Annotated in this window: 14 protein-coding genes; 6 read left to right on the top strand and 8 right to left on the bottom strand. The window is 61.5% G+C overall.

The window, feature by feature from the left end; all coding sequences use genetic code 11:
* The first annotated feature begins 3 nt into the window (after nt 1-3).
* The gene (locus GCU53_RS24485; protein ID WP_152390169.1) at nt 4-669 is read left to right on the top strand and encodes a nuclease-related domain-containing protein; all 666 of its coding nucleotides are present in this window, start codon (nt 4-6) and stop codon (nt 667-669) included.
* Between the two features lie 66 nt (nt 670-735).
* Here GCU53_RS24485 and GCU53_RS24490 read toward each other — a convergent pair whose 3' ends face one another.
* Entirely contained in the window at nt 736-1,428 is a 693-nt protein-coding gene (locus GCU53_RS24490) for a DUF1845 domain-containing protein (RefSeq protein ID WP_152390170.1), read from the bottom strand.
* 401 nt (nt 1,429-1,829) lie between these two features.
* On the opposite strand from GCU53_RS24490, the gene GCU53_RS24495 reads away from it, so the two are divergent.
* The 5 genes from GCU53_RS24495 to GCU53_RS24515 all read left to right on the top strand — a co-directional run bounded on the left by GCU53_RS24495 (nt 1,830) and on the right by GCU53_RS24515 (nt 9,250).
* Nucleotides 1,830-2,591: a hypothetical protein gene (locus GCU53_RS24495; RefSeq protein ID WP_152390171.1), complete on the top strand. Its 762-nt coding sequence runs from the start codon at nt 1,830-1,832 to the stop codon at nt 2,589-2,591.
* A gap of 49 nt (nt 2,592-2,640) precedes the next feature.
* On the top strand, nt 2,641-3,756 hold the full coding sequence (locus GCU53_RS24500; protein ID WP_152390172.1) for a DUF7146 domain-containing protein: 1,116 nt from the start codon (nt 2,641-2,643) through the stop codon (nt 3,754-3,756).
* A 119-nt stretch (nt 3,757-3,875) separates the two neighbouring features.
* Complete coding sequence (gene traF, locus GCU53_RS24505; protein WP_208845539.1) at nt 3,876-4,922, top strand: conjugal transfer protein TraF; 1,047 nt, start codon at nt 3,876-3,878, stop codon at nt 4,920-4,922.
* The gene (locus tag GCU53_RS24510) at nt 4,919-6,331 is read left to right on the top strand and encodes a conjugal transfer protein TraH (protein ID WP_208845540.1); all 1,413 of its coding nucleotides are present in this window, start codon (nt 4,919-4,921) and stop codon (nt 6,329-6,331) included. The genes traF and GCU53_RS24510 overlap by 4 nt, the downstream gene beginning before the upstream one ends.
* A 15-nt stretch (nt 6,332-6,346) precedes the next feature.
* Complete coding sequence (locus GCU53_RS24515; RefSeq protein WP_152390173.1) at nt 6,347-9,250, top strand: conjugal transfer protein TraG N-terminal domain-containing protein; 2,904 nt, start codon at nt 6,347-6,349, stop codon at nt 9,248-9,250.
* A gap of 257 nt (nt 9,251-9,507) precedes the next feature.
* On the opposite strand, the gene GCU53_RS24520 is transcribed toward GCU53_RS24515, so the two are convergent.
* The 7 genes from GCU53_RS24520 to GCU53_RS24550 all read right to left on the bottom strand — a co-directional run bounded on the left by GCU53_RS24520 (nt 9,508) and on the right by GCU53_RS24550 (nt 15,144).
* On the bottom strand, nt 9,508-10,488 hold the full coding sequence (locus tag GCU53_RS24520) for an IS5 family transposase (protein ID WP_152385832.1): 981 nt from the start codon (nt 10,486-10,488) through the stop codon (nt 9,508-9,510).
* Between the two features lie 310 nt (nt 10,489-10,798).
* Complete coding sequence (locus GCU53_RS24525) at nt 10,799-11,779, bottom strand: IS5 family transposase (RefSeq protein WP_152385958.1); 981 nt, start codon at nt 11,777-11,779, stop codon at nt 10,799-10,801.
* 31 nt (nt 11,780-11,810) lie between these two features.
* Nucleotides 11,811-12,086: a hypothetical protein gene (locus GCU53_RS24530; protein WP_152390174.1), complete on the bottom strand. Its 276-nt coding sequence runs from the start codon at nt 12,084-12,086 to the stop codon at nt 11,811-11,813.
* 167 nt (nt 12,087-12,253) lie between these two features.
* Entirely contained in the window at nt 12,254-13,288 is a 1,035-nt protein-coding gene (locus tag GCU53_RS24535; RefSeq protein ID WP_152390175.1) for a hypothetical protein, read from the bottom strand.
* Between the two features lie 2 nt (nt 13,289-13,290).
* A complete protein-coding gene (locus tag GCU53_RS24540) occupies nt 13,291-13,863 on the bottom strand; it encodes a lysozyme family protein (RefSeq protein WP_152390176.1) in 573 nt (190 codons plus the stop codon).
* Nucleotides 13,850-14,140, bottom strand: coding sequence for a hypothetical protein (locus GCU53_RS24545; protein WP_152390177.1), 291 nt, complete (start codon nt 14,138-14,140; stop codon nt 13,850-13,852). Before GCU53_RS24545 ends, GCU53_RS24540 begins: the two co-directional genes overlap by 14 nt.
* 26 nt (nt 14,141-14,166) lie before the next feature.
* Nucleotides 14,167-15,144, bottom strand: a complete 978-nt coding sequence (locus GCU53_RS24550; RefSeq protein ID WP_152390178.1) for a ParM/StbA family protein — start codon at nt 15,142-15,144, stop codon at nt 14,167-14,169.
* Between the last annotated feature and the right edge of the window lie 142 nt (nt 15,145-15,286).

Here is a 15,286-nt window from a genome sequence, read left to right on the forward strand (position 1 = left end):
TCTATGTCTGATTTCCTGGCGCTGTATTTGCCGCTGGTGGTGTTCTTTCTGGGGTTGGGGGCGATCGCTCATGCTCGCCTGCTGGAAAGGCCGGCCTATCGCGGCTGGTGGGGCGAGTACCAGGTGAACCTCCTGCTGAGGGCCTGCCTGAGTGCGGAATACCGGGTGTTCACCCACGCCCTGTATCCGGGAAAGGACGAGGCCAAACCGACGCAGGTCGATCATGTCGTGGTGTCGCGCTATGGCCTCTTCGTGATCGAGAACCGCTGCCTGAAAGGGGCGATCGTGGTCGATCCCACCGAGCCGAATACCTGGTGGCAGACCATCGGTCGGCGGAAGAACCGGGTGCGTAACCCGCTGGTGCAGAACTACGCCGCGATCAAGGCCGTGCGGCAGGCGATCGGGGGGCATGCCTCGAAGATCTCCAACTACGCGGTGATGAGCGGTTCGGCGACCTTTCCGCAAGGCTGGCCCCCGCGGGTATTCGGTCCCTGGGCCTTGCTGCGCAAGATCCAGAGCAAGAAGACGCCCATCTTGACGGAGAGCCAGGTGGCGTCGATCTGCCGTGCCCTGGAGCGGGGGCGGATCAAGGATGGGTATTGGGCGGCACGCAAGCATAGCGGGCGGGCCAGCGCCATGAGCCATGAAGCGCGGGCGAAAGAAGGATAGGCTTCGGGTCTGGTCGACATGAAAAACGCCCCTCAGCAGGGGCGTTTTCTATGGCGGGGCCATGTCTCACGCTGCCGATTCGGCTGCCTCCACTACCTCGGCCACGTCCTCGCCCACCGCGGCCGGCTCCACGAAACCGGCGGCTTCGCGCTCCTGCTTGTCGGCAGCCACCTGGGCTTCCACCTTTTCGATGTCCTTCTGCACCTCCACCTCGTTGTTGGCATAGGCCATGGCGCGCGCCGCTGCCCCATGCTTGATGAGCGCCTTGACCATCTTGCTCATGTCGTTGGTCTTGCGCTCGCGGAAATCCGAGGCCTCGTCGCTGTCGAGCTTCTGCGCCAGCCAGGCGGTATCGATGAGCGAGATCAGCGTGTCGAACGCCTGGAGCAGATGGGTGAGGCGCATCACCTCGGGGCTGGAGATGTTGAATTTGCGCTCGAGCGGATTGCTGTAGTTCGGACGCTGGCTGATGCCTTCCTTCTTGAGGAAGGTCTCCATGCGTTGGATCTCGTTGTTGACCTCCGTCTGCATTTTCTCGATGGTCTTGGATACGGCATCGGCCACCACCTGGTGGTTGAAGTTCTTTCGGCGCCGCGCCAGCTTGCGCGCCATCACGTCGATGACGAACAGGGCCGAGGTCACGTTATCGAACTCGGTGCCGCCAAAGCGCTTGGCTTGCTCGGAATTCAGGTGCAGCAGGCCGGGAAAGGAAGGGGTCGAATAGGCGTACTTCCTGGGAGGGGTTTTCGGGTCAGCCATGTTGGAAACTCCATAGGTGGATGGTGCCCCTATTGCATCAGGTTGAATCCGTCCTGTGCGGCCAATTCAGGCCATAAAATCGCCGGAAATTAGGGCCGAAATTGAATTGACGCTGGGAAAACGGGCCGAGAGAATGGCCGCAAACATCGGCATGCTGTCGATCCAGCCCCGAGAGGGGGCCGAAGAAAACTCAGTCCCTTGCGTGTGCAAGGTGCTAGTTGCCAAGTGCTCTGTGCTTGGTGAATGCCTGGTCGAGCATATCGACTTAAAACGTGAGTAGCCGTCGGCTGCTCATGTCTTGAAAAAAGGAGGCTTTTGAGCCTCCTTTTTGTTTATCAAAACCCTGACGGGGAATATCCCTGTCAGGGGAGTTCTCCGTCCTCATGAATGGAGAACTCGAAATGACCACTCAAAAAATCCTGAAGGCAAAAGTCCTGTTCACCCTGGGACTGATGCTCTCGGTAATTGTCGGGATCACGCTTTCCGACGATCAAAGGCCCCTCTTTCTGTTTGCCTTGTGCGTGCTGGCCTCCGTGCTGGCGCTTTACGCACCGCAGTACCTGAGGGGCGTTCTGCTGGGCATGAAGGCCCGCCGTCGTCTGGCTCGCCTCCAAGCGACCAGGGCGCCGCAAAGCGGCTGCCTCCAAGCCGTCTGGTGTTCTTCGGACATCGATTACGAGCGCTACCTCGCTCCGACCTTCCTGCGCCAGCGCAAGGAGGAGACGGCTGCGCAGGACGTTCAGCAACAGGCTGATCAAGGGGTGGTTCTGGGCGAGTTCATTGCCCGGGACGAATCCTTCGAGCAGCCGGCAGCCTGCGCCACGGAGGCTGTCGAGACGCGGGAGAAGGCGCTGGAGAAGGTCTTTGACGCGCCGGAGGAATCCGTCACCGGCATCTATTGCGGTTCGGGTTTCGCTCCCTACCGGTTCCACAAGAAAAACCCCAAGTCGTTTTTCCTGCGGATCGGCAAACACCTGGTCTGGGGCATCGAGTTGCACGCCGCGCTGCGGCAGAGCGGTGTTCAGCAGGGCCAGGAAATCACCCTGACCTTCCACGGGAAAACCCCGGTGAAAGTGCTCAGGCAAAAGCGAGTGAACTGCGTGGTTGAACAGGACTGGGCAGACGCCCTGCGCAACGCCTGGTCGATCGAAACCGTGCAGTAGCCAGCTATGAGCGCCCCTCCGGGCGCTCTTTCATCCACAGGAGGTCACGATGTCTTGCTCGACAGGCGTTTACGCGCCAGAGAAAAAAGATGTGCTCGCTGCCGCCGAAGGTCGCTGGCTACACATCTACCAACTGTTGGCCCCTGAACTGGTCGACGCGCAAAAAAGACCCGGCACCTCCGGCCCTTGTCCCGTTCACGGTGGCAAGGACGGCTTCCGGGTGTTCAAGAAAACCGCCGGCACGTCCGGGGGTGGGGTGTGCCAGACCTGCGGCATCAAGCCGGACGGTCTGGCCTTGCTGATGTGGGTGCGCGATTGGCGCTTCCATGAGGTGCTGCAGGAGGTCGGTTCGCTGCTGGGGGTCAAGGACCCTCACGGTCGCTACGGCAACGAGCAGCCGCCGAAGGAGGTGATTCCGCGCCAGCCAATGCTCGCGTCTACGCCCAGCGACAGCTGGCTGCGCGAAGCCTTGCGCAAGGTGTGGAGCGAATCCGTACCGCTCACGCACCCGGCGGCAGAACCCGCACGGCTGTACCTGCGGTCGAGGGGAATCCTGGCCTGGGATCGTCCGGGCCTGGCGCGCAGCGTGCGCTTTCATCCGTGTCTGACCCATCGCGGGAAGGACCGGGAACGCACGCGGCACCCGGCGATCGTGGCCCTGGTCTCGGATGTCGAGGGCAGGGCAGTCACGATCCAGCGGATCTACCTGACGGCCAAAGGCGAGAAAGCGCCGCTGGAGCACCCCAAGAAAATGTTCCCGATCCCGAGCGATCGCTCCCTGCCAGGGGGCGGCATTCGGACTTCCCAGCCGGGAGAGATCGTGGACGTGTGCGAAGGGCTGGAAACCGCTCTTGCAGTGGAAACCGCCACGGGCCTGCCGGTTTGGCCCCTGGTGAACGCCTATCTGCTCGAGCACTTCATGCCGCCGCCGGCGGTCACTGCCGTCCGTATCTGGGCGGACAAGGACCGCAGGGAGGGTGGCCAGAAGGCAGCGCTTGCACTGAAAAAACGCCTCTGGGAGATGGGCATCAAGGCGCAGATCCTGCTGCCCTGGCTGCCGATCCCGGACGGCGCCAAGGGAGTCGACTGGAACGACGTTCTTCTGGAACGGGGTCCGTTCGGCTTTTCGAAACACCAGGCTGAGGCTTACCGCACCTTGCGGTAGGCCTCGCGCCTCCCCTTTTTTCGATGAATTCAAGCCATAAAATCGCCGGAAAAGCCCACACAACCCCCCTTGCCAGTCAACACAATCGGGGCTCCTGTCACCGACTGCTGGTTGATTGCATGCCCCACCTCAGACACCTCTGCCCCATCGCCCTGGCCATGGCGATGACGGGCCAAGCCCTGGCCGAAGACTCCGCACCGCCCTCTGCGAATGCGGCCAAACCCGGCCACTCGCCCGCGCTCGCCGGCGAGTCCTTCTACCAGGACAAGGAGCGCGGCTGGTTCTGGTACGAGGAGCCGCCCGAGCCCCTGCCGGATCCTGTTGCCACTCCCACCCCCATGCCGGAGAAACCCGAGCCGCCGCCCCCCGAGGCCGCGCCGGCGCCACCGGCCGGGCCGGCACCGGGCTCGGTGGCCTGGGTTCGCGAGGTGCTGCCCAAGCTGCGCGAGGCCGCCATCGACAACCCCAGCGACGAGAACATCCAGGCGTACTACTACGCCCAGCGTCTGATGATGGACAAATCCGAGCGCTTCTCCCGGCGCTCCATGGAAGTGATCCGCAACGATCCGTTCCTCGACGAGGACCTGCGCTATCCCGCCTCCAATGCCGCCTCCGATGCCCTGGCCAGCGCCGCCGGCCGGCAGAAGGAGGCGCTGCTGAAGATGATCGCCGCAAATGCAGGAATCGTTTTCTTCTTTAAGGGCGAGCAGTGCCCGCTGTGCGAGCAGGCCGTCACCGCGCTCGCCGCCCTGGAGCATCGCTACGGCTTCACCGTCATCCCGGTCTCCCTGGATGGGAAGCCCCTGCCCAGCGGGGCTTATCCCACCTACCAGACCGACACCGGGCTGGCCGACCGGCTCGGGGTCGTCACTGCGCCGGCCATGGCGCTGGCGGTCCCGCCCCACGGCTCCCAGATCATCAGCTACAGCACCGTTTCCATGGAGACGGCCACCAGCCGAATCCTCAACGTGGCCCGCCAGACCGGCCTCATCAGTGCCGAGGAATACAACGCCACCTCGCGCCTGGCCTCCATCGGCCTGATCGACAGCCAGGCAATGGAAACCGCTCCGCCCGATATCACCGAAGACCGCAAGGCCTTCGTCAAGCGCATGCGCGAGGCGGCACGCCGCGCATATCTCAACGAAAAAAACGGAGGTGGGCAGTGAAGCTCAAACTCAACCCCAAACCCCTGGTCCTGGTTGTCGCCGTGCTTGCCCCGATAGGGGCGATCGCCAACATCCAGCAGCAGATCCACGCCATGTACGACGGCCTGATCAATACCACGGCACCCGGGTCGTACCAGACCGCCACCCGCGGTGTGGTCACCGGGGGAGCCGTCACCCTGCGCAACCGGATCTCGACCGCCAACCTGGTCTCGATCACTCCACCCTCGGCCAAGGGCGGCTGCGGGGGAATCAACCTCTACACCGGCTCGTTCTCCTTCATCAATGGCGAGGAGTTCGTGGCGCTGATGCGCAACGTCGCCTCCAACGCCGTGGGGGTGGTGTCCGGCTTCGCCTTCGAGCTGGCGATGGAAGCCATGGATTCGGCCACCAACGGCGTGCTGCGCAACCTGACCAACAAGATCCAGTCGCTCAACCAGATGTTCTCCAACAGCTGCCAGCTGGCGCAGGGCGTCGTATCCGGTGCCGCCGATGCCTTCGCGGAAAAGCGCGACCTGAAGTCGGCCCTCGGCGGCGTGCTGGAAAACGTGGCCTCCGACCTGTTCGCCTCCAAGTCGACCAAGGAGGAGTCGCCGGCCAAGCGCCTGGCGAGCAGCGGCAAGGCCAAGGCCTGCACCGATACCGGCAACATCCTCTGGTGCGCCATGCTCAAGACCGGCCTGAGCAGCCAGGTCCTGTATGGCAGCGAGGAAAACGCCGAATTCATCCTGTCGATGGTCGGCAGCTACAACGTGGTGCTGAGCGCGGACGACGAGGGGGGCGAGACCTTCGTGGCCCAGCCAATCCCGCGGCTGATCGACAAGGACGCTCTGCGCCTTTTCGTCGAGGGCAACGACGACACCGCCACCAAGGTCTACGACTGCGCCTCCGACGACCTCGACCAGTGCCTGGAGCCCGGCACGCGCAGTCTGGGCACCTTCAAGGGCCTGGCCGCCAAGATCGTCGATGACTTGCAGCAGAACCAGGTGCTCGAGCGATTCGCCCGGAACAATGCCACCCCGTCGGACGGCACCCGTCTGGACTGGCTGACCCGCAGCCGCATCGGCGGTCATCTGCTGAGAATCGTCCAGAAGAACGGCGCGCAGGCCGGCTACGACTACCTGGGCAACTACTCCCGGCTGCTGGCGGCGGACGCGATCACCTCCTTCGTCATCCAGCTGCTCGATGTCACCGAACAGGGCCTGTCGAGCATGACCATGGCCGACTCGGTGAACGCCCTCGAGAACCTGCGCGACACCCGCCACCGGGTGATGGGCGAGTACCGGGACCTGCTGCTGAGCTACGGGGGCTACAAGGACGCCGACCAGCAAGCGCTGGACCTGCTCGAGACGGCGCCGAACTCGGACCCGGGCAAGCTGCCGCAAGGCACTACCGCTTCGCACGCCGGCTGATCGGAGGAACACATCATGGATCTACCCATCTACACAGTCGGCAGCGCCGAGTTTCTGGAGATGATGCTCAACGCCTCGGCGATGATCACCGGCAGCGGTCATGCCGAGGATCTGGCGAAGATCGGCGCCATCCTGGGGCTGGTGCTGATCGCCTTCCAGGCCGTGTTCAACGGCCAGGCGATCCCGTTTCAGAAAGTCGGGGTCATGCTGGTGCTCTACATGGTGTTCTACGGACCGACGACCACCGTGACCATCGAGGACACGGTGACCGGGCAGGTGCGGGTCGTCGACAACGTGTCCCTGGGGCCGGCTTTCGTGGGCTCGGTGCTGTCGACGATTTCCTACGACATCAGCAAGGTGTCCGAGCAGGCCTTTTCCACGCCCGGCATGACCCAGTACGGGCTGTTCTCCAGCCTGAATACGCTGACCCGTGTCCGCGATGCCCTGCGCAATCCGCTGGCGCTGGAGCAGTTCCAGACCTACAAGGCCAGCGAGGGGCACAGCCTGCCGAAGACCCTCGACGAATACCTGACCTTCTGCACCCTCAACCCGGTCTCCCTGCGCAACGAGCAGGGCATCGACCAGCTCTACCGGGCCGGCAGCCTGGCGCAACTGATGTCCAACGCCTCCACCTCCCAATACGTCTACGTTTATGACGGATCGGGGGCCCAGCCCCTGAAGAGCTGCGCGCAGGCCAAGAGCTACCTGAGCAGCGCCTTGCCGGACGCCTACGAGGCCGTGCTGGGGGACATCCTCAACAAGGGGTTCGCCGAAGACCGGGCCGCCGGGCGCATGGTTGACGGCGGCGATGTGGATGGGTCGGCCGAGCAAGCCCTGCAGAGCTTTTCCATGAGCGGCAAGTCGGCCCAGGAATATGTGATGACCGCCCTGGTGATGCCGATCTTCAACGACTCGCGGGTGAAGGCCCTCGAGCACTGGCATGAGAAACGCGCCGCCATGGCACTGCGGGAGTCCCTGAACCAGCAGGAGATCCAGTGGGCCGGCAAGGGCGACTCCTTCAAAAACTACATGCGTCCAATGATTTCCTTCTTCGAGGGGCTGCTGTACGCGATGACGCCCTTCATGGCGTTCGCCCTCATGCTGGGGCGGCCCGGCCTGTCGGTGCTGGGCAAATACCTGATCCTGCCGCTGGCGGTGGGCCTGTGGATGCCGCTGCTGACCATCGTCAACGCCTTCACCATCTGGTACGCCGGCGCGCAGATGGAGTCCATCCTGATGGGCTACGACGCCACCGGCGAGGGCTTTGCCATGCTGCAGGTGCTCGACATGGACCAGGCGATCACCAAGGCGCTGGGCGTCGGGGGGCTGCTCGCCGCGTCGGTGCCGCCGCTGGCGCTGTTCCTCGTGTCGGGCTCGAGCTTCGTGCTCAACTCGGTGATGGGGCAGGCGGCCTCGGCGGAAAAATTCCGCTCGGAGGATGTGCTGCCGCGGGTGAGTCAACCGGCCCCCGTCCTGAACACCTCGCCGATGTATACCGGCGATCATGTGACCCAGGGCGTGGCGCGGACCGGGGTACGCGAAACCGGGCCGCAGATTTCCGCGCAGCAGGCGGCAGACGCGGTCGTGGAGAGCAGCCGCACCGCGGCGGAAACGCAAACGGCCCAGCTGCAGCAGAACCTGCAGGCGGGCTTCACGCAGATGTCGTCCACCGCGGAGGGGCGTCAGACCCTGGCGAGCCTGGGCGAGCAGATGCAGTCCAGCATGGGGCTGTCCACGAATGCGGCCTACCAGCAAGCGGCTCGCCGGCTGAACTCGCTGGGCATCAGTCAGGATCAGGTCGCTCAGGGCACCTACGGCATGTCGGTGGGCGCAGCAATACCGTACGGCGTGGCTGGTGTGAGGTTGGAAGACAGCGAGCAGTTCCGAAATATGTCCTCGACACAGCAGCAGGAGGCCCGTGAGGCAATGAGCCAGCTTCAGCAGGCGGTGCAGGCCAGTATGAGCGAAGGCACGGTGTTCCAAGCCGCCGATGCCTTCACCCACAACAGCCAGGCGATGTCGCAGAGCTCGAGCGGCGAGACCGTCTCGAAGTCGCTGGCGTCGGCCAGGTCGGCACAGAGTGCCTACCGGGAAGCGCAGGCCCAGCGCGAAGGCTGGGGCGCCGGGCAGAACCTCAACCTGGGCACCGCCGCGGCGCTCTCCATCCAGAACAGCGGCCAGTCCCGGGAGGATGCGGCACGGGGGATGCTCGATATGGCGGGGCGCAGCCTGGACGACCGGGACAGCATCCGCTCGCTCATGAAGACAGCCACGGTCCAGGGGGTGTCTTCCGACCTGCACGAACGGCAGATCGCCGCGGCAACCCTGCACATGATCCAGACGGGACGGATGGGCGAGCTGGTCAGCTCGGACTACTCGCCGTTCAACTTCAATGTGGATGCGGGGGATGCCAGGGAGAATGCCGGCCTCGACAAGCCGATCGCTGGCGCGGACGGGCTGCAACAGCGGTTCGACAGCCTGCGGGGAGCTGCCGGCGGCGCCTACGCTTCCGAGAAGGACATGGCCAGCTCGGGGTATCAGAGTACCAAGGAGGCGGGAGCCCAGGTCACCCAGGACAACTACGACAACAGCACGGCGGTCGTGCAGGACTCGGCAGAAACCCATTCGACGCTGGTGAAGGCCGCGCCGGATCAGGGGCTTACCGGGCCGGAGATCAAGGTCAAATCTACGACGCCAATGGAGGATACGGCCCAGAATCTTCTGGAGATCAGTACAAACAACACACTTATTGTGGGAGCTAAACAAGTTGTAAGTGGTGTGGTCGCAGGAGTTGAAAAAGCAGTTGAGACCGGAATGGAGTCTTATGAGCAGCTAAAAGAAATGGACCGGGAGTACCGAGCACGGTATGCGGCTCAAAACAAACAGGACAGGCAGGAGGAAATAGAAAGTAAGGATTAGAGAAGAGGGGGGCGTTAAGCCCCTTTCTTTTTGATTGGATTCTAGAATGGTAGCTTTGTTGTATTTACCAGCCACTTATAAGTTCGGTATCCGAGGTAAATAGAGCCAAGGATGGTCTGAAGTAGTCATGTATTTCTGGCTGACTTCAGCCCCCCGCCGACTTTGAAAGCGGAGAATCGATCAAAAACGATCAGATCACCCGCTCGTTTCTGCGTTTTTTAGCTGCCGCGAGCACGTCGCAGCAACCGTTTCCCGCATTACAGGCGCACCTCTCCTGCATTCGCCAGTAAATATCGGCGCGCCATCCACAGATTCGACAAGGCGAACAGCGTCACCAACTGTGACGTGTTTTTGGCCAATCCCCGGAAGCGCACCTTGGTGTAGCCAAACTGGCGCTTGATCACGCGGAACGGATGTTCGACCTTGGCTCGTACCTGGGCCTTGGCCTTCTCGATCTTGTGGATCGCTTTGTATAAGGCGCTACGCTTGCCATGCTTCTTGTAGGTACTGCGCCGGGCCGCGACCTGCCAGATGACCTGCCGACCTTCATGCTCGGGGCGCTTCTCTACGCCGGTATAGCCCGCATCGGCACTCACTACGTTTTCCTCGCCATGCAGCAGTTGGTCGACTTGGGTGACATCTGCCACGTTGGCTGCCGTGACCACCACGCTGTGCACCAGACCCGACTCAGCGTCGGCACCAATGTGAGCTTTTGCGCCGAAGTAGTACTGGTTGCCCTTCTTCGTCGAGTGCATTTCCGGGTCGCGCTTGCCGTCCTTGTTCTTCGTCGAGCTCGGCGCATGGATCAGGGTGGCGTCGACAATGGTGCCCTGGCGCAGCGACAGTCCGCGCTCGCCCAGATAGCCGTTGATCACCTCCAGTATTCCCCCGGCCAGTTCGTGCTTCTCCAGCAGGCGACGGAAGTTGAGGAGGGTCGTTTCGTCCGGGATGCGCTCCAGGCTCAGGCCGGCGAACTGGCGCAGGAGAGTGGTTTCGTACAGCGCTTCCTCCATCGCCGGATCGCTGTAGCCGAACCAGTTCTGCATCAGGTGCACGCGCAGCATGGCTGCCAGCGGGTAGGCGGGCCGACCGCCTTCGCCCTTGGGATAGTAGGGCTCGATCAGGGCGATCAGCCCCTGCCACGGCACCACCTGGTCCATCTCGAGCAGGAAGCGCTCGCGGCGGGTCTGCTTGCGCTTGCCGGCATACTCGGCATCGGCGAAGGACAGTTGCTTCATCGGGAAACTCGGACAAGGGAGCGGGTGTATTTCACCAGAATCGGGAAGTCTTTTTCAGGATTTCCCCAAAGATAAGAGCGGCCGCCAGCCAAGTTGTATATTCTTTGATCGATGGTTGATGATCGAAGTAGTCGTTGATTATGTGTACTGGAATTAGGCTAAGGATGGTCTGAAGTAGTCATGTATTTCTGGCTGACTTCAGCCCCCCGCCGACTTTGAAAGCGGAGAATCGATCAAAAACGATCAGATCACCCGCTCGTTTCTGCGTTTTTTAGCTGCCGCGAGCACGTCGCAGCAACCGTTTCCCGCATTACAGGCGCACCTCTCCTGCATTCGCCAGTAAATATCGGCGCGCCATCCACAGATTCGACAAGGCGAACAGCGTCACCAACTGTGACGTGTTTTTGGCCAATCCCCGGAAGCGCACCTTGGTGTAGCCAAACTGGCGCTTGATCACGCGGAACGGATGTTCGACCTTGGCTCGTACCTGGGCCTTGGCCTTCTCGATCTTGCGGATCGCTTTGTATAAGGCGCTACGCTTGCCATGCTTCTTGTAGGTACTGCGCCGGGCCGCGACCTGCCAGATGACCTGCCGACCTTCATGCTCGGGGCGCTTCTCTACGCCGGTATAGCCCGCATCGGCACTCACTACGTTTTCCTCGCCATGCAGCAGTTGGTCGACTTGGGTGACATCTGCCACGTTGGCTGCCGTGACCACCACGCTGTGCACCAGACCCGACTCAGCGTCGGCACCAATGTGAGCTTTTGCGCCGAAGTAGTACTGGTTGCCCTTCTTCGTCGAGTGCATTTCCGGGTCGCGCTTGCCGTCCTTGTTCTTCGTCGAGCTCGGCGCATGGATCAGGGTGGCGTCGACAATGGTGCCCTGGCGCAGCGACAGTCCGCGCTCGCCCAGATAGCCGTTGATCACCTCCAGTATTCCCCCGGCCAGTTCGTGCTTCTCCAGCAGGCGACGGAAGTTGAGGAGGGTCGTTTCGTCCGGGATGCGCTCCAGGCTCAGGCCGGCGAACTGGCGCAGGAGAGTGGTTTCGTACAGCGCTTCCTCCATCGCCGGATCGCTGTAGCCGAACCAGTTCTGCATCAGGTGCACGCGCAGCATGGCTGCCAGCGGGTAGGCGGGCCGACCGCCTTCGCCCTTGGGATAGTAGGGCTCGATCAGGGCGATCAGCCCCTGCCACGGCACCACCTGGTCCATCTCGAGCAGGAAGCGCTCGCGGCGGGTCTGCTTGCGCTTGCCGGCATACTCGGCATCGGCGAAGGACAGTTGCTTCATCGGGAAACTCGGACAAGGGAGCGGGTGTATTTCACCAGAATCGGGAAGTCTTTTTCAGGATTTCCCTAACGAAAACATAAACGTAACCAAGAAAAACGGATATTGCCAAGGCCAGTGTCTTAAACAGCACACCGCGATGCACCCGCTCGACCCCATCCCAGTCCTCATTCAGGCAGAAGGGGCAAATGCTACCGATGACCCGACCGCCACCAACCCGCCAGCCATTGCTCCATATCCCCCGGCTGAAGATCGGCCGCGGCACCATCCACTTGCCACAGCATTGGCATTGAACCTTGTCGTCTCGCATTTGAAATCTCTCCTTGTTCGACACTTCCATCTTCCCCGCTGAGGGCAAAAACCCAAGAAAACTTTTCTCCTGGATCAGGGGCCAGCCCATGTCCGGCCCTGGCGAGTGCTGGGCGGAACCCTACCAGAGATGGGAGATGGCGTTGGGATGGCATCGCCTGGCTGGGACTACGAGCCGCACCAGGAGCACTTGTGCGGGCGGACGATGGTTTGCACATCCAGCCTTTTGCAGTGCTTGCACTCCCACAGCCCGGCCTCCTGGGTCTTGATCGCGTTGCTGAGTCGGAAGGCATTCGAGGCCAGGAGCAGGTCGTCGTAGTCGATACCGAGGTTTGAACACAGCTTGCAATACTCCTCGTGGGCCTTGATCACTGCCCTGGCGTTCAAGGTCTTCTCCCAATCCGCCGCCAGCAGCAAGTAGCAGGCGAGATAGAGCAGTGCGTGAAACGGCTGCTCGGCGATCGTCCGCTCGGCGGAGCGGATACGGCCACTCTTGGAGTTGTAGATTTTGCCGGAGCGTACCTTCGCCCGCTTCTTGCCATCGATCCACTGCTCATCATGCCCCGTGTGCGCGGCGACCAGCTTCGGCTGGATCTGGGCCTTGAGCATCTGGTCGGCAATCTCTTCCAGCGACATCAGGCCGCGGTTGAAGTCGGCCACCGGCCCGAGGTGTTCCGGCTTGTTCGCTTTCAGGTAGCGAAACTCGGCAAGCAGGATCGCGCAGGTATCCTGCAGCAGAGCGATCTTGTCCGTCGGGTCGAGGTTGAGCTTCTTGATGCGCACCCGCGATTGGATGGTGAATTCGCCCCGGTACACATACGCCTGCCGTTGCTGGAAGTCACCATTCGAAAACCGGCTGTAGCCGTCCTCGTCGAATCCGATGGCCACCAGCGGGTGAAGCTGGTTGCGGAGTGCGAAGTTCTGGATCTCGGTCAACATGGAAATGCGGTACACGGCCTCCCTGAACGCTTCGTTCTCCAACTTGCCGCAGCCGGTATCTTTTGCATCCAGGCTCTTGTAATTGACTCGGAACAGGGAAACCGGAAGCATGTCCAGCGCCTCGAGTCGCTCGGGAGATATCGTGGAAAGATACGCCAGGTCCTCGGAGTGTATCCGTTGCGACTGATGCACCATGTTGTAGTCGGTGCCTTCAATAATCCAGCGCAAGCACATCTGTGCCATTCCCTTGTTGATCTTCAGCATTGTCACGCTCCTGCGTTCAACCGTTTCAGAGACCGCCAGATCTTCAACACACTTTGCGCGTAGGCCCTCGCTTGAACATTACGCCTGGGGTTCATGGTGTGGTATCCGCCTATTGCAAGTTGCAGGTCAACCGGATTGCTCCTGATCGACTCACAGAGAATGTCGGCGGCCACGCGGATATTGACTTCCATATTCAGCAGCTCATGCGGGTCCTTGACGCGATGAGCATTCCAGCGGTAGTTGATCTGCATGATCCCAATATCGGTCAGCCGGTCTTCCGCAATATATCGCTGTAAGGCCGATTTGGCGTCGTCCAGTGTTTCTGGATAATGTGCCCCACTGGGCGCGTTGCGCAGTGCATAGGGGTGGGGTGCAACGAATCCTCTTTTCACGGCATGCCCGGACTCTTGCAGCGCCAGCGAATAGAGCAACAAGGGATCGGGCTTGCAGGCGGCAGAGGCGGCTGCACGTTCCCATGTCGTACCTTTCAGGCTGAACCCACCCGAATAGGCAGAAGTCGCACTCAGGATGGAAATAGCCAACAGGATGATCGAGCTCGCTTTATTCCTTTTCATGTTCTTGGCCTGTTATCCATTTGGGGGCTGTGCGTTGCTGAGCCCTGGGCTTCGAATTGTCGTCCGACTCGGTTGCCGGCGGATGCTCTTGAATGGGTTGCTCTCGAATAGCCGGCGTTTGAATCGTGTGCTCCCGAATGGAGGAAGTAGTTTTCATCTCTTGCAGTTGCATGGCTGCCAGGGCGACCAGACGCTTGCCGCGATACTCCTTGTCGATGCTCTCCAGATGCTCCAGCAATTCCTGATGAACCGGCGTCACTCTGACCTGCAGTCTCATATGTTTTCCTCGGTAAACTTCGGTGTTCAGGAATGGGCGATATGCCAGAAACCCTGTGCGTTACTCCGGATGATGTCGGAGGAACGGAGGATCAGCGCCGAGGGAAACTCCTGGTGGACATACGCCTCATACAGGGAAGCGCCGCCACCGCCGAGAATCACACAGTCGACCACCTGGTTTTCCAGCTTGCGAAGTTCCTGTTTGATTTCGCGCATGACGGTCGGAATGACCCGATCCGAGGCACGTTTCAGATACTCGGGCAGATCGACTTTCCGCCCAAACAGCATGATGCTGTTCTTGCCGTTCTGCAGTGCCCATTCGATCTTGTCGGTGCCCGGGTTTCCGCCATAGTCCCGGGCAACTTCTTCGGCACAGGTCTCCAGCAATACCGACATGGCCTTGAGGCTGGAGTTGCTGGTTTTGGTGGCCAGTTCGCGCTGTATGAATACCACCCAGTCCACGCTGAAGAAACCGGGGTCGATGACCAGCACCACGGATTCCTCAATAACTTCGGCGTGCTCGCTCGTGCAGTAAACATCGGTCAGTGTGCCTACCGGTTGGGGAACGACTTCAACTTTCCCGACTTCGATTTCAACTTTCGGACTGATCCGGTGACGCCCGGTCATGCGCTCTTTAAGGGCTCGAACATAACTTTTGTCGTGGAATTGGGAGACCGGAAGTCCGGTCACCAGCGTGTCGATGACCTCGCTGTCGCCGGCGGCATTGAGTAGCGCCCCTTTGAACAGGGCCTGGTACGACTCGGAAGCGGAGTAGTCCTTGTGCAGCTCCCGATCGCCCGCCCGACCCGGGCCGGCAAAGGCGACCCACGGCTGCCCGTCCACCTCCACGATGACTTCGCCGGCGCGCAGGCCGCTATCCCTGGGCAGGGCGCCCAGCGGCGTGGCGCGGGCCGGCCTCACCAGGGATTCCGGGGTGCCGGAATCACCGCTGTGGACGGCGATCACGTTGCTGTAGCCAATATCCAGTCCGACTTTCTTGCTCATGGAACACTCCTCGATTCGGTAAGGTGCAACGCCTGCACACCAGGCGGCGGTCAAATGACGACGGGTTCATGCTAAGGGGGCCTTCGCCAATCCCAAGTCGCCTTGCCGGCATCAAACGGTTGCTAAACGGTCGTCAAATGAC

The organism is Azotobacter salinestris (assembly GCF_009363155.1).
GTDB lineage: Bacteria > Pseudomonadota > Gammaproteobacteria > Pseudomonadales > Pseudomonadaceae > Azotobacter > Azotobacter salinestris.

Bases quoted from the DNA above. Each gene is read 5' to 3' on its own strand.
- GCU53_RS24485 (WP_152390169.1), top strand. From the start codon at position 4: ATGTCTGATTTCCTGGCGCTGTATTTGCCGCTGGTGGTGTTCTTTCTG.
- GCU53_RS24490 (WP_152390170.1), bottom strand. From the start codon at position 1,428: ATGGCTGACCCGAAAACCCCTCCCAGGAAGTACGCCTATTCGACCCCT.
- GCU53_RS24495 (WP_152390171.1), top strand. From the start codon at position 1,830: ATGACCACTCAAAAAATCCTGAAGGCAAAAGTCCTGTTCACCCTGGGA.
- GCU53_RS24500 (WP_152390172.1), top strand. From the start codon at position 2,641: ATGTCTTGCTCGACAGGCGTTTACGCGCCAGAGAAAAAAGATGTGCTC.
- traF (WP_208845539.1), top strand. From the start codon at position 3,876: ATGCCCCACCTCAGACACCTCTGCCCCATCGCCCTGGCCATGGCGATG.
- GCU53_RS24515 (WP_152390173.1), top strand. From the start codon at position 6,347: ATGGATCTACCCATCTACACAGTCGGCAGCGCCGAGTTTCTGGAGATG.
- GCU53_RS24520 (WP_152385832.1), bottom strand. From the start codon at position 10,488: ATGAAGCAACTGTCCTTCGCCGATGCCGAGTATGCCGGCAAGCGCAAG.
- GCU53_RS24525 (WP_152385958.1), bottom strand. From the start codon at position 11,779: ATGAAGCAACTGTCCTTCGCCGATGCCGAGTATGCCGGCAAGCGCAAG.
- GCU53_RS24530 (WP_152390174.1), bottom strand. From the start codon at position 12,086: ATGCGAGACGACAAGGTTCAATGCCAATGCTGTGGCAAGTGGATGGTG.
- GCU53_RS24535 (WP_152390175.1), bottom strand. From the start codon at position 13,288: ATGCTGAAGATCAACAAGGGAATGGCACAGATGTGCTTGCGCTGGATT.
- GCU53_RS24540 (WP_152390176.1), bottom strand. From the start codon at position 13,863: ATGAAAAGGAATAAAGCGAGCTCGATCATCCTGTTGGCTATTTCCATC.
- GCU53_RS24545 (WP_152390177.1), bottom strand. From the start codon at position 14,140: ATGAGACTGCAGGTCAGAGTGACGCCGGTTCATCAGGAATTGCTGGAG.
- GCU53_RS24550 (WP_152390178.1), bottom strand. From the start codon at position 15,144: ATGAGCAAGAAAGTCGGACTGGATATTGGCTACAGCAACGTGATCGCC.